This is a genomic window from Ruminiclostridium cellobioparum subsp. termitidis CT1112 (genome assembly GCF_000350485.1).
GTDB classification, from domain to species: Bacteria; Bacillota; Clostridia; order Acetivibrionales; family DSM-1351; genus Ruminiclostridium; species Ruminiclostridium termitidis.
In genome coordinates, this window is sequence record NZ_AORV01000028.1 from 43,190 (window position 1) to 63,872 (window position 20,683).

At 36.4% G+C, this 20,683-nt stretch carries 15 protein-coding genes; 2 read left to right on the plus strand and 13 right to left on the minus strand.

What is annotated here, in order from left to right; translation table 11 throughout:
- Positions 1 to 65 precede the first annotated feature (65 nt).
- Both CTER_RS09680 and CTER_RS09685 read left to right on the plus strand, forming a co-directional pair.
- A complete protein-coding gene (locus CTER_RS09680; RefSeq protein WP_004625341.1) occupies positions 66 to 488 on the plus strand; it encodes a helix-turn-helix domain-containing protein in 423 nt (140 codons plus the stop codon).
- Between the two features lie 358 nt (positions 489 to 846).
- Positions 847 to 2,085 (plus strand): IS256 family transposase, encoded by a 1,239-nt coding sequence (locus CTER_RS09685; RefSeq protein ID WP_004625346.1) that lies wholly within the window; start codon positions 847 to 849, stop codon positions 2,083 to 2,085.
- A gap of 75 nt (positions 2,086 to 2,160) precedes the next feature.
- On the opposite strand, the gene CTER_RS27545 is transcribed toward CTER_RS09685, so the two are convergent.
- The 13 genes from CTER_RS27545 to CTER_RS09750 all read right to left on the minus strand — a co-directional run bounded on the left by CTER_RS27545 (position 2,161) and on the right by CTER_RS09750 (position 20,680).
- Positions 2,161 to 3,192: a helix-turn-helix domain-containing protein gene (locus tag CTER_RS27545; RefSeq protein WP_004625355.1), complete on the minus strand. Its 1,032-nt coding sequence runs from the start codon at positions 3,190 to 3,192 to the stop codon at positions 2,161 to 2,163.
- A gap of 555 nt (positions 3,193 to 3,747) precedes the next feature.
- The gene (locus CTER_RS09695; protein ID WP_004625266.1) at positions 3,748 to 6,492 is read right to left on the minus strand and encodes an AAA domain-containing protein; all 2,745 of its coding nucleotides are present in this window, start codon (positions 6,490 to 6,492) and stop codon (positions 3,748 to 3,750) included.
- Between the two features lie 582 nt (positions 6,493 to 7,074).
- The gene (locus tag CTER_RS09700; protein WP_004625366.1) at positions 7,075 to 7,503 is read right to left on the minus strand and encodes a hypothetical protein; all 429 of its coding nucleotides are present in this window, start codon (positions 7,501 to 7,503) and stop codon (positions 7,075 to 7,077) included.
- 389 nt (positions 7,504 to 7,892) lie between these two features.
- Entirely contained in the window at positions 7,893 to 8,105 is a 213-nt protein-coding gene (locus CTER_RS09705; protein ID WP_004625230.1) for a DUF7336 domain-containing protein, read from the minus strand.
- A gap of 206 nt (positions 8,106 to 8,311) precedes the next feature.
- Complete coding sequence (locus tag CTER_RS09710) at positions 8,312 to 12,505, minus strand: NACHT domain-containing protein (RefSeq protein ID WP_004625318.1); 4,194 nt, start codon at positions 12,503 to 12,505, stop codon at positions 8,312 to 8,314.
- A gap of 294 nt (positions 12,506 to 12,799) precedes the next feature.
- Positions 12,800 to 14,560, minus strand: coding sequence for a UvrD-helicase domain-containing protein (locus CTER_RS09715; protein ID WP_004625249.1), 1,761 nt, complete (start codon positions 14,558 to 14,560; stop codon positions 12,800 to 12,802).
- Positions 14,544 to 16,577, minus strand: coding sequence for an ATP-dependent nuclease (locus CTER_RS09720; protein WP_004625334.1), 2,034 nt, complete (start codon positions 16,575 to 16,577; stop codon positions 14,544 to 14,546). Before CTER_RS09720 ends, CTER_RS09715 begins: the two co-directional genes overlap by 17 nt.
- A gap of 281 nt (positions 16,578 to 16,858) precedes the next feature.
- Positions 16,859 to 17,509 carry a helix-turn-helix domain-containing protein gene (locus CTER_RS27550; RefSeq protein WP_004625282.1) on the minus strand — a complete coding sequence of 217 codons (651 nt, stop codon included), beginning with the start codon at positions 17,507 to 17,509 and terminating at the stop codon, positions 16,859 to 16,861.
- A gap of 88 nt (positions 17,510 to 17,597) precedes the next feature.
- Positions 17,598 to 18,725 (minus strand): hypothetical protein, encoded by a 1,128-nt coding sequence (locus CTER_RS09730; protein WP_004625378.1) that lies wholly within the window; start codon positions 18,723 to 18,725, stop codon positions 17,598 to 17,600.
- Positions 18,700 to 18,879 (minus strand): hypothetical protein, encoded by a 180-nt coding sequence (locus tag CTER_RS09735; RefSeq protein ID WP_004625303.1) that lies wholly within the window; start codon positions 18,877 to 18,879, stop codon positions 18,700 to 18,702. Before CTER_RS09735 ends, CTER_RS09730 begins: the two co-directional genes overlap by 26 nt.
- Complete coding sequence (locus CTER_RS09740) at positions 18,863 to 19,915, minus strand: peptidoglycan DD-metalloendopeptidase family protein (RefSeq protein WP_004625317.1); 1,053 nt, start codon at positions 19,913 to 19,915, stop codon at positions 18,863 to 18,865. The genes CTER_RS09735 and CTER_RS09740 overlap by 17 nt, the downstream gene beginning before the upstream one ends.
- 74 nt (positions 19,916 to 19,989) lie before the next feature.
- The gene (locus tag CTER_RS09745) at positions 19,990 to 20,391 is read right to left on the minus strand and encodes a HepT-like ribonuclease domain-containing protein (protein WP_004625268.1); all 402 of its coding nucleotides are present in this window, start codon (positions 20,389 to 20,391) and stop codon (positions 19,990 to 19,992) included.
- A complete protein-coding gene (locus CTER_RS09750; RefSeq protein ID WP_004625255.1) occupies positions 20,381 to 20,680 on the minus strand; it encodes a nucleotidyltransferase family protein in 300 nt (99 codons plus the stop codon). The genes CTER_RS09745 and CTER_RS09750 overlap by 11 nt, the downstream gene beginning before the upstream one ends.
- Positions 20,681 to 20,683 lie beyond the last annotated feature (3 nt).

The window sequence follows — 20,683 nt, forward strand, 5'->3', positions numbered from 1 at the left end:
AGTGCATTTATTTAAAAATCCTGCATGATATAATAATTTTATTCACATTTAGTGAAAGGAAAATTATGAAAAGTAATATATTAGGGAATAATATCCGGAAATTAAGAGAAAAATATGAACTAACTCAAATTGAGTTTGCAAAAATCTTAAATATTAGTAATACTACATTGTCCCAGTATGAGTCTGGTAACCGTATTCCCAATGATGAAATAAAGTTAATGATCGCTGATTATTTTAAAGTTTCTCTCGATTATCTTCTTGGAAGAGAAATTAATAATTTTGATTCGTTAAGTATTGAAGAAGAAAAGAAAAAAAGAACTAGTAATAATGAAAAAAATGTAATATTAGATGATATAGAAAGTCTTAGTCCAGAAAGCAAAAAAGAATTGGAGAAATACATTCAGCTTTTAAAACTTAAAGATACTATTGATAAAAGTAAAGGCGAAATGTCATCTCACTTGACGCAAAACGTATCAGAAGGCAAATAAAAAAGCCTTAATTATTTACTACATTTGGAGGAATTATTATGTTCCAACCATCAAAGAATAAATTAAGAATTTTTTTCAAACTTATATTAATATTACTTATTAGTGTTCTTTTATAAGATCTTGTTTTTTCACTAGTATATCTAGCTTCAGGTTATAATTTTAAATATTTAAATGGTATTGCGGCACTGGTCATTTTTATATTATGGGCAAGAAAGATAATAAAATAATTCTATTCAAAAGTCAATTAAAAATCATCATATAGATTTTTAGAGCCTGTGAAAAAATCTCTGTAAATTCCATAAATATGTAGTGGATAAGGTCTTCTATGATAAAATAAATTCATAGCAGGCCTTTAATTATGGCAAAGAAAGAAGTTTACAAAGTAGAAAAACTAACAGAAGGAAAGAAAAATCTCATCAATGGATTACTTCAAGAGTACGACATTCAAGATGCATCAGATATCCAAGATGCTTTGAAAGATTTGCTTGGCGGAACAATCCAGGAAATGCTTGAGTCAGAGATGGATAACCACTTAGGTTATAATAAGTATAAGCGTTCATCAGATGTTGATAACTATCGGAATGGTACGAAATCAAAACGAGTTCGTAGTAAGTATGGTGAACTAGATATTGATGTTCCTCAAGATCGTCGAAGCTCATTTGAACCACAGATTGTTCCAAAACGACAGAAAGATATTTCTCAGATCGATGATAAAATTATTTCTATGTATGCAAAGGGAATGTCTACCAGACAAATTTCCGAGACCATTGAGGATATTTACGGATTTGATGTAAGTGAAGGAATGGTATCAGACATTACCGATAAGCTACTTCCAGAAATAGAAAATTGGCAGAATCGTCCATTAGCTTCGGTTTATCCAATTATCTTTATTGATGCAGTTCACTTTTCTGTAAGAGATGATGGTATTATTCGCAAACTTGCTGCATATGTTGTGCTTGGTATAAATGAAGATGGTCGCAAAGAGGTTTTAACTATTGAAGTGGGCGAAAATGAAAGTAGTAAATATTGGCTCAGTGTATTAAACAGCCTTAAAAACCGGGGAGTTCAGGACATAATAATCTTGTGTGCAGACGGACTTTCTGGAATAAAAGAAGCTATTGCCGCAGCTTTCCCACAGACTGAATATCAGAGATGCATCGTTCATCAAGTACGAAACACTTTGAAATATGTAGCTAACAAGGATATGAAAGCTTTTGCAAAGGATCTTAAGACCATATATACGGCTCCTGACGAAAAAACTGCTTTAAAACAGTTGGATGCAGTCACACATAAATGGGATGAAAAATATCCTACCGCAATGAACCGCTGGAAAGACAATTGGGATGTTATTAGCCCTATTTTTAAGTTTTCTTCCGATGTAAGAGTGGCTTTCTATACCACAAATTCCATTGAATCATTAAATTCATCTTACCGAAGATTAAACCGTCAGAGAAGTGTATTCCCAAGTTCTCAGGCACTCTTGAAAGCATTGTACCTGGCTACTTTTGAGGCAACTAAAAAATGGACTATGCCTATACGGAATTGGGGAAAGGTATATGGCGAACTCTCCATTATGTTTCAAGGACGTTTAGGTTAAAATTAATGGAGCTAAGAATCATGATTCTTAGCTCCTGTATTTTGATGCTTATTATCCCTACAAACTGTAATTTTCTTATTCAATAATACGTTTCCATTCCGGATTGTCACGTAGGAATCCAAATGCTTCTTCATCTGCAAAATTCTTTTTAAGATTATCTCGTATTTCTTTTACAAAAGATGGAGCAGCTTCTTTATATGTCATATGTTCATACAACTGAGACTCTTTCCATGAAAACAAGCTATCAAAATTTTCTAGCATTTCTTTCACTATCTTGATTGTAGCCTTTTCATTCTTTTCCAAAACAGCCAATTCAAGATGGGGTGAGACTTCATGATACCGTCCCATGTCAAATAACATTGCTAATTCTGTCTGCTTATCTGCAATCATGTGTGCCTTGTCGAACTGATCATTGCGAAGAGCAAGCATATAGATTCCATGCAGCGATTGGCTAACCTGCAGATATTCAGCATATAACATTACTTCGTAACTCTTATATGCTTTTTCATCCTGCTTGGTTTCAAAATACAGCTGCGCCTGTTTTCGTTTCTTCTCTGGATTCTGTGGGGAATAATACTCCAGATAGCCTTCCGCTTCCTCATATTTTTCTTTGCGGATATAATAGCTGATCAAGGCATCTGCAGCAATCAATCGAACATTTTCATCTTTGCTCTTCAAAGCTCTCTGATACAGGGATTCAATAAATTCTTCAAATCCATCCGGAAGTGGCTGTTCTTTGAACAATCTATTTGCATCCAGAACTGCAGCGATTCTAACCATAAGCAGATAGCAGGATGGGAATTCTTTCACTTTCTCTTTTGACCATTCATAGGCTTCTGCAAATGAATTCTGCTTAATCATTTGATTCAGATCTTCCACATACTGATAAATCTCTTTTTCTGATAAATCCTCCTGGAAGGATAATAACTCATCCAGTGAAATGTTTAATAGTCTGGCAATCGGAGACAGTAGCGTGATATCAGGATAAGAATTGTCATTCTCCCATTTATTAACAGCAGCTGTCGAAACACCGAGACAAGATGCCATCTCTTCCTGTGTCATATCTTTTTCTTTTCGATATTTTCGTATCACTTTTCCAATCTTCACTCTCATCAGCTCCTTTATCGTTTTTCGTGGAGATCTCCTGAGTTAAGTATAGCAAACTATTTCTTTTGTCTACAATCGAGTGTTTGTTAAATATCATGATAAAAATTTAACCGACAGTCAAATTCCTATTTATCGTAATCTATACTTTAAACGAAAGCCCCAAATAGTGCAATGATTATTGACAAACCATATACATAATTATATAGTCAAAGAGTGGAGGGCACTCAAATAAGTCTCCATCCACTCTCAAATTATCATAGAATTCCCTATTTACAGAAATAATTTCACAGGCTCTAAAAATCTTGCCGATATAGAATCAGTTTTTAATGAAATTTCAAAATACTTATGCCCAAATAAGTTGGACAAAGTTTTATATGAAACATCTATTCGAGAATTGTTGAGCATTGAAATATCGTAATACTATTGAAATATATGTACTGTTAACCGTTTACACTATTTTTTTGTACGAAGGGTCTATATAGGAATGAATTGAATACTTCCCCCAAATATTTTTAATCCGCTTCTTAAAAGTTAATGTCTTATTAACTAAATTATTTATTGTTTTCTCAAAGCCTTCTGTATATTTTCACGCTCACTGCTGCCATTGGTAGCAAGCCTCAACATCGTAACTCCGTATTTAGCCAAAATTGCATCCTTAAGTCTATCACGCCGTAGTTGTTTCGGATTATTTTCATGAAATTCAAAACCATCTACCTCAATAACAAGAGTACAGGTCTTATCCTGCTTGTGATAGACAACAAAATCTAGCGATGCTCGGTTATTGACAAAAGTCTGCTCTTCAGTGGTAAGAAGTTCAATATTGTTCAGTAGATTTCTTAGCAACATCCCATGTGTATAGTTGTACTGGTTAAATTCTGGTTCTTGTAAAATCTCTTTCAACAAAACCCTAAGTGCTTCTTCCGATCGAAAACGTGCGTTTTGATTCATCTTTTCCTTAAGTGAAATAAGTTTGCTGGAATATTTTTGATATAGCAAATCAAAAACTGACACAATATTGCTCTCAATTACGTTTCTATCAAGGGTACTATACTGAATATAGCGCATTAAGTCACCAATATGATTACCATTTTCGAAAAAGAAGTCATGGTCTGTAACCAGCACAAACTGCTTAATAGCCCTTGACACAGCAACATTTATCATCTGAGGATCATCCACAAATTTCAATCCCATTCTACCATTCCGGGAACTGTCGAGTACAGTTGACATTATCATAACATCCTTTTCCCTGCCCTGGTATTTATGGACAGTATCACTTTCAATGCTATCAGACAAAAGTTGATCCGCTTTGTTGGCTTGCATACGGTAAGGGGTAACAAAGCCTATATTTCTTTGGTTTTCCAAAAGACTTGGACTTGTGAGGATTTCATTAACTATAACATCAAGTTCTCGTTGGTTATAATTCCCGCTTTTTTCACCACGAGTAATTCGCCTCAGATGATTTCCTTCAGTAGTTTTGTAAAGTACCAGCGGGCACTCAGACAAGTTATCGCTTGTATATGAAATCAATTCACCATCATAATACTTTTGATTACAGAACTCAATAATCCTCGGATGACATCTATAATGTTCGCGAAGAATTTCACGCGGTAAACTGTCACCGTAAACGTTGATGATTGAAGAAAGAATATTATGTTGAAAATAATTAAAATCAGGATGGGGTAAAGTTGTTCCCAGTTTTTGTTCAATTTTTTTGTCAGTAATTTGAGGAAGTTGTTTCACATCACCAACAATGATCACATTTTTACAACAAGAAAAGACTAATGATCCTGTGATCAAATCAACCTGAGATGCCTCATCTATAATAACATAATCCAGCAGATAATTCTGTGGAATTGACCTACGTAAGGCATGGGTCGTACTAAGAATGATTGGGAATGTCTTGATAAAATCCTGAAACTTTATTTTATAATTTCTTTTTGTGAAGTCAGGTATATGTTGGTTGTTAAATCTTTGATACAAATATTTTCGAAACAATTTTTCAGAATACTTTTTGTGTTCAGAAATCAGTTTTTCAAATGAAGAAGTATTTAGTTGATTCTCCAAAGCATCTATTTCTTTTTGAAGCATAAAAATTTGTTTTATGTAAAATTCTTTTTGAAGCAATAGCAAAATCGACAACTCATTACTTTGCAGCTTTTTGTGATCAAATACTCCATATTTTAAAAGTAATTTCAGTTTAAACAAAATTCTGCTTGACTGATTATTCTCTTTTGCAAAAGAAGTTTCTGCCAGGAATGAAATGATTCGATCGGGAGTTGCTTTGAACAAAGGAAGTTTATTTATCTTCTCTACATCCTGCTTTGCATAATATATCTCAAAATGTTCCTGTTCCAACTGCCACCCTCTTAATTCCCTGTATAATTGCGCTTTCTTCCTTTCTAACATTAATAACTTGTTCAGTTTAATATTTATGTTTTCTATCATTTGAACAAGCATATCCTTCTCTTCTTCAAAATCCCACCCCTTTACTTGAGCTATCGGGATATTGGCAAAAAAAGTTTCCTGATTGCTTTCCTTACCAAGCAGAGCCATCAGGAAACCGTAACCAGCCTTTGACATTTTCTCCATAACATTCTTTACTGCCTCATTATTGTTGGAGACTACAGCAACAGTTTTACCCTGAATTGCTACTATATTTGCTAAAATATTCAAAATAGTTTGAGTTTTACCTGTTCCAGGTGGTCCATCGATAACAGAAATACTATTCTTAATTGCATTTTCAAGTGCAGCCTTCTGACTCAGATTAAATCTAAAGGGAAAAATAATATTGCTCGTTTCTGGAGTTCTTTGCTTAATTGACTGTTGGTTTATGTAACAGCTCAGTACACTTTCCGGATGAATAAAAGTTAATTGATTCATCTCACGCTCCAAAAATGTCCCCTCTTTTGGGTTATTTGCTGTGTACTGTGAAATATCTTTTAAATATGCCATCAACTGTTTGGCATTCTGGTTAGTAGCTCCATCCTTTAACAATTTAAATGATTTTGGCTCTACAGTAAGTGGCTTACCCCTATAGTTAATGATTCTGATCCGTGGACCAAAATCCAGGATAAGCTGTGGCTCATATACAGGCATGCCCTCCACATATGCCACATATCCGTCAAATTCAATTACTTTTGGTTTCTTAATAATAACCACACTATTATGATTATATGGATAGCTTGTACCTCCCTTGTATGTCACAACTATTGTCCCATTTTCAATATTATGCTCAACATTATTTATTTCTTCAGTTTTATCTTCTCCCTTAACTAAAACCATTACTTCTTTTATGTCCATTTTTTAAATTCCTCTTTAGAGATACTAATTTTGTCTCAATATACGGAACTGCAATTTATAGTTCTTATAGAAAGTTTAATGAATATTAAATTACATGAATAAAACCAGAAATTAAAGACAAAATTTTCTCTTTACTTGTCGTATGGCTCACCCTATAGTATTTGAGAACCAAGTTGACTTTAAGATATTCATAATACATATAGCAATCAAGTGTATTTTGATAAATATATATACTTATAAATTTATCAAAATCTTGAAATCATAAGTGCTTCTTCTCAATAAATTGATTTTCTCTGGATTCTCACTGTTTTCAGGAAATGCTAATCTATGTTGCTTTAAGCTTTATTTTTCCACTTTTTTATTGAAAGCAATCCTCTATAAGAATAATAAAATAGCAGGAGCAAAAGCACAAAAATCATGTTCCACTCGCATTTAATGAATAACCGATATCAATGCCACTTCAATAAAATTGAAAATTTATAAGTTCCGGCACGCTAGATAATCAAAGTACGAAAATTCTCCACACACTACCTGATCTACATTAAAATTTCATTTTCAATTAACTTGATTATTAGCAACAATTTATAACTTTTTTACAATATAAGTAAACTTCCATATGGCTTTATTTCCAGAATATCTACCTCTATTTTCTGTAACTGTTACCTGCGATGTATATGTAGTATTTTTTTTAGCTTTTAATTTACTAATTGGAATTGATAACGTTTTTGAACCAATATCAGGAATACTATCTTCTTCTTCAACAGAAGACACAATATTAATTTTACCAGAAGATGTTGTAGATATGGTGATTGTGTCTCCTTCAGATAGTTCTTTTTTATTAACAGTACATCCAAATAACCATTCATTACCAACATGGTTATTTTCGACACATTCAATTGAATCTAATTTTACACTAACTTTTACTTTTGTCGTAGCAGCACTAACAGCAAAAAAATTACATGAAATTATAATGCATAGAATTAAGAAAAAACTAATTATTTTTTTACTCATCTCATTCATCTCCAAAATATGTAATGTTTTACCTATATTGTATCTTTATAATAATTATTATGCAATAAAAATGCCCTCATATTGGACAATTTTATAAGGATTTATACTAAATTCATAGGGTGAGACACACAAATTTCCAATCTGTCTCTTTCTGTATCACATGCCTGCCAAGTAAAAGAGCATATTATTTATATCACCCTGAAGGTTTACACAAAATTATTTACACTCTCTGCAATTTCATCATAAATTTAGGATAATGTATCCAAATAAGTCTTTAGACTTTTACGACTAAGTTGAAAAAGTCTAAAGATGTTATAAGAGGCATTTCTAAAGGATAAAATCACTGCCGTTAAAACCGAATTCTTATAACCCAATTATATCCCTTATGTTTATAACGTTACAAATCCATCTTCCCAATGGTTCTTATCTATTTTGTATTCACTAACATAAAAACAATTGGGGTAATCCTTAAAACCTTGTTTACATTTATATTGTTCAATAACTATTTCCGCTTTTTCTCGTGTAGAATAAATACCAATTATTTTGGTTTCTTCAAATTCCCCGATTTCGTAACTATGTTGTACTAAAAAAATTGCTTTCAACTGAAAAACCTCTCTTTATCTTTTTAAATACTTCCATCTTTATCCCACACCCTTCCACAAGTACATACTTCATAGATAATACGCTTTATTTTCAAGCTAAAAACTTCCGTTATTGACCTCTTAAAATTTTTTCAATACCAATTTGTGATGCCAGAGAATTTTATTAAAAGTCTGGGGTCTTTGAATCACTTTTATTCCAGAAGATTTTATCGTAAGGAAGCCTTTATGACCTTAGCCCTGACAATTCTGCCTTGTACGCAAAGCTCCTGGGCTTGCTTTGTTAAATAGTTGCTTATATCTGCATAGTTATACTTTTTTGCCTCCTTTAATCGATAATCACCTTCATCCCACTGCTTACAGTTAAACCACCCAATCAGATAAAGACCATATTGGCATCGATTTTCATGGAGATACCTACCAGCTAATTGGCTCTGCATGGCTATCAAAAGTTCAGGATGCCAACAGCCTTTCGCCTCAATCACAACAGAAAGAACATCCGTCGGAGCACCTTCTTTGTCAGTTACTACCGCATCAATAATGATATCAGTTCTTTCCCCAGGACTCCCGCCTTGTCCACGGCGTATTTCAACTTCACGATTTATAATAATGCCGCGATTATTTAAATCTTCTTCCAAATATCGCTTAACATAATCTGAAAATGCGTTCTCATCTTTAGGAGTATATTTTCCGTTAACATGATTCCAAAGATCAATCGCGGCTGGAGTTTCTCCCTGTAATTTTAATTCAAGCCCGTCTAGAAATTCTAAAATGCAATTGATAAGGCATTCACCGCTTTGGATGAAACGTGATCGTTTGCTTTTCATGAGTGCAAGCAACTCACCCGGTTTTATGGGTACCCATGCTTTGCGGCGCATATTGTTTTGGGCCTCCAATAGATACCACTTTACCCAATCCAAATGAGGTAGTTCGTTCTGGATTTCGGCAATTGCGCTGCAAGCTTCTTTGGTTCCCCGTTTTTCTAAAACACGAAGAATACTGTCCCTCCATTCAGCCACAGATTCCCGAGGTCCAACAAAGTGTGCCATACTTTCATTTTCAAAATTTGGATCCTCAGATCGAGGGAAATGCTTTTCCAACCAAATATAGAGCACAGACAATTTTTTCTCATCAAGGATTTGGATAACATTAAGCCCTTCATGGTGGGATAACTCCAACATGCGGTAGATCACTTTCTCACCAAATTCTGCGTTTAAAATAATTGCTGGCCAGACAACATCCCAGATCTTTTCTTTGATGTTACAAAGAAGAGATGCTGCCGCAATTACAGCTAATTCCTGATTGTCACTCCCAAGCAGAGATTCTGCATAATAGCGCGCATCTTCAACTCCATGTTCTAATAGTTCATTTAACAAACAAGCAAAAGATGAACTCTTTAAATTTGGGTCTTTTAGTTTTGCAAACAACGCTTCTTCCAGCAGCCCGTATCCCCAGCATTCAGCCATCTTTCGAATAATAAAGATATGATTGTTTTCCCTATCCTCTTTATCAATTAATATCATTAAGGTATCTATAATTACCTTTGGAGATCTTTCAAAAGCCTTTTTTACTAGTTCGGTATGAATGTCCACATCCTTTTCACCGCTTATAGTGGGGTAAGCCAATACAATCGGTGCCCACCTTGCCCAAACTTCAGGAGATATTTTTTCTACAAATTCCGGCTGGAATTGCTTGATTAGCCTTAGAGCACGATAACCTGCAAACGCCGGATAATATATAGTATTTGTGCCAAGCCATTTTTGTGGTTCAGGGTTAGCCTCTAAAAGAAAGGTTTGCGCTCCAGCCAGAATACGCTGATGAATTTCAGAATTCTCCGCTTTCCATCCAGGTAGTTCCGTAAGATCAGATTCAAGCTCATCCCCATAGCGCGTACTGTCCGGCTCTAATGTCATCGTCCGATTCAACTGCCACCAGGCTGCAAGTTCACCAAACTCCATGTTTTTTAAATGAACGCGTATTCTTTCAGCCGGCGGTGGTTGAAGAAGAGTCTTTTTAGTGGTCTCAGCATACTTTAATTGTAAAAGATAACTTTTTCGGAGTTCATCAGCTTGTGCAGAGTTTAAGTCTATAGGAGCAAATATACAGTGTAAACGTTGTGCCAGAATGGTATTTTCCTTCATTGCTTCATAGATAGTTTCCACTTGAGTTCGGTCGGAAGTGTCAAATACCCCGAAAACAATCTCTGCCCACTTCTGCTGTGAGACGTCACTAATTGAGGCTTTTTGCCTTTCCAGAATCCAAGAGGTATCCTCTTTTAAAATCAATTGTCCTTGGTATAGGATAAAGCGAATATCTTCTTTTTGAAGCAAATCAACCATGAATTGGATAAGTATCCGGCGTCTCTCTTTCTCCATTTTGACCAGTTCATAAAAATGAATACCATTATGTTTATCCGCAATGCAATCATATTTCTCCAGTCGTAAAATTGCCGTTTGGGCAAATACCTGAGCAATTTGTGGATTGAGTATTAATTCCCAAGCTCTGAACATAATAGCATCCATACACCTGCAAATGCTAAAGTTCAATATATGCCGCTCCCCTTGTCTCTGCACCCATTGTAATGCCCAAATAATGTCATTATCATGTACGAGATTGATAAAGTCCAGGGAGAGAAAGTGGGCATAAGACCCCAAATAGTTTTCTCGTTTCGGGTCATCTAGCACAAAAAATAATTCTTTTGCTGAGATTAAACCTGGCCATAGCGCACGAAGAGCATACCCTTTCAGCTCATCATCAGGGTCATCTTCCCCCTCCCCTCTTACTAACGACAACAGCTTTAATTTGTCTGTGTCGTCACCAATTCGGGCGATGGCGCAGGCGGCTTGAATTCTTATTTGGTATTCTTCCGTCTGATCTAGTGAAATGTTTACAAGATCTTCAGTCAGTGTGAGTTGATAGCAATCTTCAGCAATATCAATAGCTACCCGTCGGACTATAACGCCCTTAGCCCGGTCACATATATAGGGACGTAGTTGAGCGGCAAGTCCGGGATAGTCCAGTTTTTTATACCGTTTGCTGATTTCATAATCCTGATCTATTAGCCTTTCCTCTTGAAATGAATGCAAAAGTGATTCAACTAGGTTGGATTTTGACTGAATATCATTAGAAAAAATATTACTGCGAAGCAATACTTCTGGATCTGTTCGCATTAACTCAAAAAAAACTTCCGGATTTTTGCTGGCTACCCAGGCGGCTGTTTCTGAAAGCTGCGGAACAACCTTTTCTTCTTTATCTCCATTATGTTTAAGCAGTGACAAGAGCTGATCAGCACTAACCCCGGATTTGCTTAAGTACCAAGAGGCTAAATACTCTGCATACGTTTGATGGGCCCAGCCAAAGCGGTTTGGACCTCGAGAAGTAAAGAGTCCAGTTCCCAAAGTCTCCCGTAGGGAGGCTTCGCTCACCTCACATATTATCTCATCACATGTTTCAATGCCCCCAATAAGACTGTTCAAAGGAACATCTTCCTCGGCAACATCTCCTGCATCAATCCCCGTCCAGACTGCATATTTATTTGAAAAAATCGTAACTGCCGCTATTCTGGCAGCAATAAGTAGTTTCTGCTTAGCACTTAAATTTCCCGTCATCCCCATATCCCGACGACTTTGATTTGTTTCTGTACAGAGCAATTCACATCCCTTGGCGTATAATGACGTTTGGGAAGAAGGAAGTCCTTGGTTATGCTGATAAGTGTTAAGGAGAAATGAAAGTGTAACTGGTTTAATTGCAAGTGGCGTTGCTTCAACTTGTTCCACCGTCTGAATAAACGTTCTTGGATCGATACCACAAGTATTTGCAGCCATAGCAACATCGCTGTGTCGCAAGGGGGTCAATTCATAAATTTCTACATTTTTTTCTCCCCACAAATCTATCAGATCCTTCTCCAGGGAAAGGGGCCAATCAGCGGTACGACAAACAATGCACAAAAACAATCGTTCTATAGGATACGTACGAAACTCTTCTGCCAATATAGCTGCGACTGTATCTACCCGTAATAGGCATTCATCCAGACTGTCGAGAAAGATATGTAAATTATGCTCGCCAGCCAACCAAGATCGAAATATTGGCATTTCGAACAATTTTTGAATTAACCGCTGTTCACTGCCAATAGAGCGCAGATCAAGCCAAATCGTCTCCGAATCAGTTTTCTCTTTTCTTTGGAAAGCCTTTCTTTGATCATTAATAATAGTAGATTTCCCTGTACCCGGTTCTCCCAATAAAACCAAACATGGAATAGTCAATAGCTCTTCCAGCAACTTTATTTCTGAGTTAATGTGCTTTCCAAACTCGGAATCAGGGTCAGATAGGAAACCATCAAGAGACAGGTTTATTTCTCCTCCTCGGGGACACCAATATCGTTTCCAGCTATCAAACTTAATCATCCTTTTGACCTCTTTCTTTCTGAGAGATATCTGTTATAGGTTTTGAGTCCGTTAAAGCAAACAAATCGTCTCAACATGCCTTAAACGTCTAAAAAACGCTGGTGTCAAGTCAGGGCTAAAAATTAAATTGCAAAACATTATTATAAACTCAACTTATTCATCTGTATTGGTAGGAGCGTAGCGATAAACCATACATTATATGAATAATGGGTAGTTCCATTATTTCATATACTTGTAGCATTATAAACATAATGGGAAATTCATTTAAAGTCCTTTAACCATGCGCAGAAAATATCAAATCTCTTGATAATCCCATAACTCAGGCGGAAATCTATTAATACTATTTTTTGCGTTTTGCTTTGGAATTGATACTGCCAACAGCTTCCTAGGTCTTGTCATAGCTACATATGCAATTCGCATTAATTCACTATCAAGATGACCCGTATTTAGAAGCGATGGCGTAATTGTGCCACCCGTGCTGCTTTCGACCATTAAAAGAGTAGCATCAAATGACTCTCCCTTTACCCCATGAACAGAAGAGCGCGTAATACCTGTTATCGTTCGTTTTTCGAAATATTCATTCAGCGTTCTGTCCAGAAATTCTGTACTAAATGATTGGCCGACCTTAACGCGAGTTTTAAGCTTCATTATGTCTGTAATGTTCCGCGAATCAGAAATACAAATAATCCCCTGCTGTTTTAACTCCTCCATTTTTGTGGTAAGTGAACTTTTCCAGTCCCTCAACGTTGAGTTGGCTTTCGGAAGCGATGAAAGCAGTGAAATCAATTTTTTCTTCCATACTGAATACTCCATTGTATTTTCAATTACTCGCCTCATATCATCAGTCGACAATCCGTTAGCATCACCTATCATTATGTAAAATAAGGCCTTCTCGCATTGGGTATACGCTTCTTTTTTTGATGCACAGTGCCACAGGTATGTTGCTAAAGCCAGTAAGTGTATTTCAGTCGTCTGCCAAAGGTCTGGTATATCAGTATTTAAATGTATTCTCCCTCGTGTTAATATTGCGACGGAAGCGCCCTCTGGATTAATGCCGTTGCGTTTGCAAAGCTGTAAAAACCAATTAATTACTTCCCCTTTTGTTTTTTTATCTGTCACTTGGAGCAATACTGGTTTTGTACCAAAATTCGAATGCTCGCCTTTTGCTTCTGCAGGTCGTTTCCCAGATAAGACAGCCGAGAATTTTGCAGTTGCGTTGCAAATATGCTGAGAGCTGCGAAAATTCGCTGTAAGATATAAAGAGTTCCACTGGGCATCAGTTAATTTTACTTTGAAATATTCCGGCGTCGCATTTCTCCATTCGTATATAGCCTGGTCGGGATCTCCAACAAGTATTACGGTTGTCGCACCTTTTTCCGCAAGCAACTCGATTATTTCCATTTGTTCACGAGAAGTGTCCTGTGCTTCATCGACCATTATAACAGGAAACCTGTAAGCTATCTCATTTGCTATATCGGGATATTTCTTGAGGAGACGCAAGGATAATGCCGGGACTTCACGTTGCGTCGCATAGCCTCTATTTATCATAACCTTCTTAAACGCCACACACGGTTTTTTTGAAACGCCACACGAAATAGGCTGGCCGTTCTTCAATAGTTGATTATCACTCCAATGAAACCAATTTAAGTTTTTTACGCAGCCATTAAGATGGCATTCCCTTTGAGGATATAAAAACTGCCCAAAATTCTCATAAATAACTCTTGGTCGTTTTCTATCATCTTCATATATCATATATCCAAAACGTAGAAAAATAAACGTATTTATAAAACTATCAAGCGTTCCAATAAAGTGAGGGAATCCGATGTTCTGAAATTTAGCTTCAGACAATTCCTTTATTTGTCGAAGTATTTCTTCACTTGCCACATTTGTAAAAGACAAAACTGCTATACCTCGATAAGCATATGTCCACGTTTCGAGATATTTCAATAGTTTTTTACCCACTATAAAAGTTTTACCGCTTCCTGGGCAGGCACATAAAACTACTTTCCCTTCGACGTCCAGAAAGGCATTTTGTTCATCAGTTAGCTCTACCATCTGTTTTCTCCTTCGTTACCAAAAAGATGGCGTTTTGAATGTATTCCGGTACTATAAAATCCCCATTACTAGTGCTATCTTCAAAAGTGCCATCATCCTTTTTAATCCAGATTTTTTTATCGGCAATCCTTTTGGTCAACGCCTGGGCAACCTCAGCTTTTTGTTGCAAACGTTCACGCATAAACAGCCAAATACAGGCAGCTTTTGCATTTATATCTGTCAGTTGCTCAACCTGATTGAATAGTGTTTTACCGGCTTGCGGATATACATCAATTATAGCGCTGAGCATATATGGAATATTTGCTTCAGTTAACGCCAGGGCATATTCGAGCGTTTTAGGAGCACCAAAAACGCCTATATGAGCAGTCTGGCAAAGCGCAACAATTTTGTTATATCTGTCAGATGGACTACCAGCTTCGAGCTTTGAGATAACTGTATTTAAGTCTGCCTGGGAACAGTCATAGTCTATATCTTTGGAGATATACTGTGTTTGATTGGATTTATCTGTGCACCTGTCATCATCCGTTACTATCGCTGCTTTAATGGTTTGTCTTTGCGGGTCGTTTGCAAAGCATAGTAATTTTGAAAAAGGCTCAAAGGAAACTCCATCGACATTAACAACTGTTACGGCATATTTATCAAATGGGCGATCAATAATTTTTGCCAAGTAAGGGAGGATAAGTGCTTCACAAATGCCTTCCACAAATATAATGCCTTTGGCAAATAGCATTTGTGATTTTGTTACGTCAAGATATCTCTCCAAGTAATACTTATCCTTGTCGTCCAAATTACTTTCGGAGAGAGACAAGCAATCAATATTGTGCTTATTTTCGAATAATAGAACGATCTTGTCTATACCGATTCTGGATATAAGCGTTGGCGAGTGTGATGTATATATAACTTGAACATTATCTTTATCTGAGTTTTTTTCAAAAAAGCTATGGACAAGCTCTTGAAGCTGGGGATGCAAATGAGCTTCTGGTTCTTCCACCAGCAGTAAGCTGAACAAAGTTTCTGTTGTTGCGGCCTCGATATCACCCAGAACCGCTGCCATAAAGAGTAGGTTATTATATCCGAGCCCATTTTGCATAATCTCAAATTTTTTACTTAACTCAGAAGATAGAGCTTCTTTGATTTCGTCTGAAAGGGTCTTGCTTTCAGTTGTCCAAACGTCTACAAAAACCCCTTCTGCGCCAGAATCTGTGGCTTGATTCCATTCATCTTCAGAATAGAGATCTTTAACCAGTTGAAGTATCAGGTTATCGTTTCTTATGTATATCCAACGAGGTTTTAGCCATGCTCTCAGCGAAGCGGCAATTGCTTCAAATTTGGGTTCAACTAACCCAACGCCAACTTTTTGCCGAAGTAAATCCTGTTCAAGCACGGAAAGGTTAGTATTGATAATGTCTCGAAGCTGATTTACTGACTGCTGCCCTTCAATATTGACATTTGCGAGCTTGACTGCCGCCAGGACCTGCTCTTTTGCTTCGTCCGTATTTACTATAGAGGAAAATAAATTTGCCAGCTTGCCAGACTTTGTCGGCTTTAGTTCACTTTCCGAATCTCTTAGCGCACCCAAGTGAGCAGTTTGAATCGACTCAAGTGTTTCTGACGATAAGTTGTTTCCCTCTACAGGACCGCCCCATATCTGATAACGTATTTTTTCTTTGCCATCCGGCAATTGAACAGCGAAATATTTGATATGGAATTCACCTTTTGTATTATTCTCAGGATTCCATATCTCAAATAAATCAGCAGGAATTTCATCTAGATATACATCGATAAAGGCTTCATTGCTTCGTATTCCTCGGCTGTCTGTATGAAAATCAGAGAGATTGAAATATATTTCCTTGCGGTATGAAGTGGTAGAAAACGCAAGCCTCAATGCATCGACTAGCGCAGATTTACCGCAATTGTTTTCACCAATAACAGCATTGACACCCTTTTTGAAGGTGGCCGTAATACCTTTGCTATCAAAAACTCTGAAATTTCGGATAATTAATTTAGAAACATACATATCTCCACCTCACGGTTCTTATTTTTTAAATATACTTATCTCAGCTATGCGATATTTGCATTTAGTGTAATGTTTCTAATTTCTCATTATTGCCTATAATCAAACATTCCATATTCCTTTATATTCCACCATTACTAACCAATTCCTTCTGGTTTTCTAAAAAATATGAGTTTTTTTAAGAGCATATACAGATCAACCGTATAATTATTCATATATTCTTTTTTCAGTAACCCAGTTAATTGGTTAAGTTCCTGGTAGGTCGTCCATGACCTCCCCCCAGTTCATCTTTGCAAAACTTTTGGTCTTAAACTATGTAACTTTAAACTCAATCCCTTAACCAATGATCTGAATTTACTTGTATAACCAAATAAGCCAGCCTTTCCTATAGACATTTTTTCAATTATAGTATTTTTGTAAGTACCTTCAAAGATATTTAATTTCCAAAACTTTTTATCAGCTAAATCAACTTTAATAAATAAATATTTATTGTTTTCCTGGTTTTCAACTATTTCCGTTTCGGATTCCTTGGATTCATTCTCACTTGCCTGTGCGGCCGGAATACCTTCTGATACTGAGAAAGAATTATTTTCTTGTAGGCTTGCTTCAATCAATGAAATCTGTTCTATGTTGCATTTATCACAAATTGCTTCTAAATTGCATTCCTTAATTTTATATAAATTCGAGGTCTGTCCTCCGTCCTTCCGGAAGCGTGGAGTTCTTTCCACTGCACCATATTTAATCAGTTCACGTACTGCCCTTTTTATTGTTGATATTGATTTCCCTACTATTTGAGCTATTCTGTTTAGAGATGGAAAGCAAGTCTGATTTGTGTTATCCGCATGTTTACAAAGACAAAGATATACAAACCTCGCACTTTGGGATAAAACACTACCCTTAAAACAAACATTATCAAAAGCATCATTCATATACATTATATAAAATCCTCCATTTTTTCTCTTGTAAATTAACAACCCCATGAGGTTATCATGGGGTTGTCCACATAGCTTAAATTAATTGTTATTAAAATAATTTAAGCATTTTATCATTTATTTTCTCTTGAATATGATCTTGACAAATCCTTTTAAACATTTCGCTATTTACATTATTTTTGAACATATCCGGAGTGTAGCCGTTGAAATATACTCTAACGTTTTTAGTCCCGAACATATCTACTAAATGGGCTTTCTCATAATCAGGAGCAAACGCCAGGCATAAGCAGATTTTCTTGCAGTTATTTTTCTCTAATATCTGTATTTTGTTTTTAACGTCCTGGAGCTCATAAGGTTTACTTGTACCGCAAAGAATAACTATATTGCATTTTGATATAAACTCCAGGGCGTCTATTTCTGTTCCATCTTGAATAGTACCGCTCATATCATTAATTACAAAATCCAAACCTTCCGGCAGCTCACTTTTAAGGTATATTACTCCATTCCTGTCGTACCGGTTCTCTTTTACAGCTGTAAATCCTGATGTGCTGCTTCGGATCTTATCAAGATGATCCAGATCTCCGTTGCACTCGACATAAGCTACTGAAGCTCCAATAGAATGTAAATAACTGGCCAGATTTATACTTAAGGTTGTTGCTCCGGATTTGGTGTAAGAATTCAGTACTGCAACCATAACATCTTTGTCCGGGAATACATATTCTTTCTTGTTGCTTTTTATAGAGTCCTGTAATTCGCTCTTTGGAGTAGTTTCTATTTCGGTTTCGTTCATATTCTCTTTTTCAGTATCTTTATTCGGAGGCATATACTGTATACTGGAGGTCACTTCCGATTTAAATTGTGAAGTATCCTGGTCAGGACTTGTGCATATGATTGGTATATCGCCCAGGCTTTTTATTACCTCCTGCAGAACTGGCATCTTGTTCCCAATATCAATATACAAGAACTTAATTTTAGGGTTTACCATTTGTATGCTTTGCAGAGCAATTTTAAAGTTGTCACTGTCATTGGTAACAGCACTGAGATCCACGGTCAAGTACTTATAGTAATTTATGCTCAATGCTTCCTTTTTGGCAAAGGAACTTAAGTCCAATTGATTTGATGATATTTTTTTAAGCATAAATGGCTGCTCGACCAGGCTTGATTCATTAAGCCAATCGAACAGATTCACGTTATTATGGCTGCACAGAAACAGCATCATACTTATTCACCTGACTTTCCACTCTGGTTTTAGCCGGTTGTATTATTTGCACCGGCTTTTTATCATAAGGCTTGTTTACAAAAAACAGTACTATAAAAATGATTGATAAAACTGCAAAAAATAGTAATTCCAACACTCTATTTCTTTGATTCATTTTTTTTCGGTTCTCCTTTCTTGTCAGGCTTTTTTTCATCTTCATCATCCGGCTCGGAAGGTATTGTATCTATTGTTATATGCGATATTTTGGAGATGTTTTTAATATATGATGCATCTCTTGCAACTACGCTGTAAGTTCCGGAACCTAAGTTTTCAAAGGTATATGTCTTGCTTTGTGTGTTTGTCCAGCTCGATCCGCCATCTAAACTTATGTCATATCCCCGTTCTCTCCCTCCTTTTATCTTGACTGTAATACTTCCTGTAGGTTCGGAACCCGAGCTGTCGCTGTGCGTACATGAAATTTCAACCGGTATTGGATCAATATAAAGCTTTGGGTCAACAGGAGTTGCACCTCCATACGAACTCCCCTCCCTAACCTCAAAATGAAGGTGATGTCCCGTTGAGGTACCTGGATAATAATCATATGGTTTACCCTCCTCCTTTTTAGGCTCACCGCCTTCTGATGCAATAACATCTCCCTGCTTTACCTTGCTGTCAGGTATTGCATGAATGGCAGACAGATGAAGATATCTGGTAAAGAACTGTCTTCCGTCTACATTGTGATAGATGGTAACATACATTCCCGCTTCATCATTAAAACCTAAATCATACACCTGACCGTCTGCAATGGAATAAACGTTTGAATGCCATTCCGAATTAAAATCCTGTCCCCAATGTGGTCTTGATATGCCAAGGACAGGGTGAGGGACGGGGGTCGCACTGAACCCCCTGCTGCCGGTTGTCCCATCACTGGGGTACGAATAAAATCCACCCCGGTCTATTACTTTATTCTCCGGTTTAATATAGTCCCTATATTTATCCTGGGCATTTTCTATGGTTGTTCTTTCATATCCGGATAATCCAAGTTTGCTGGATAGAAAGTCAATAGGAGCCATTAGAACATATGCAAATATACAAACAACAAAGAATAATAAAAAGACTGGTATCAGAATGCTTATTAATAAACCTTTTCGCCCTTCCTTGGATGACAGTACCTGGACTGCCGCTTTAATCAGTGCGGGATTTATAGCCATTTTTGAAATCACCTCCAAAAAATTAGAGCTGATAGGAAAAATCCTATCAGCTCTTTTAAATCAACCTATATCAATTAAATTTCCGGCTCTTCATCGCCTTCATCTTCTACTGCTGCCTGTTCAAGCACCCGATATTTATCTAATATATCACTGCAATACTCCCTTAATTGCGGTATATCCTCATTAACGGCTTCCCATACTATTGTAGCATTTATATCCCCATACTTATGTGCCATGATATTTCTCATACCCTTTATATTTCGCCAAGGAACACCGCCATATGACTCTTTAAAGTCATCAGTTAAATTACCTGATAATTCACCAATTTGAAGGATACACATGGCAACTGCATTTCTATATATGGAATTAGATTTGAAAACTTCAAAAGAGTCTCCAAAGTAAGTTTGTGTATGAAAAATTTCATTACAGTAATCAACTATATGTTTTAATATGTCAATATTTCTTTCACTGCTCATAAAGAATGATTTCCTCCATTCTGATTTTGTTAAGAAACTGCTCATTAAGACTTTCAGTAGTCAATACGTCCACCCTGGCAGCAAGCTTTTCCTCCAGATCAAGATGGAAGCCTGAGAGTTGAAATAGCCCTTTTAATCGGCCTTTATCAATTCTTAAATCTATATCACTATTATACCCTGCCTCACCTCTCGCATATGAACCAAACAGAGTTACCCTTTCCACTCCGTACATATGAGCTACTTCTTTAACCACTGCTTTAATCTCTTCTATTGAATAAATTCTATCCATAAA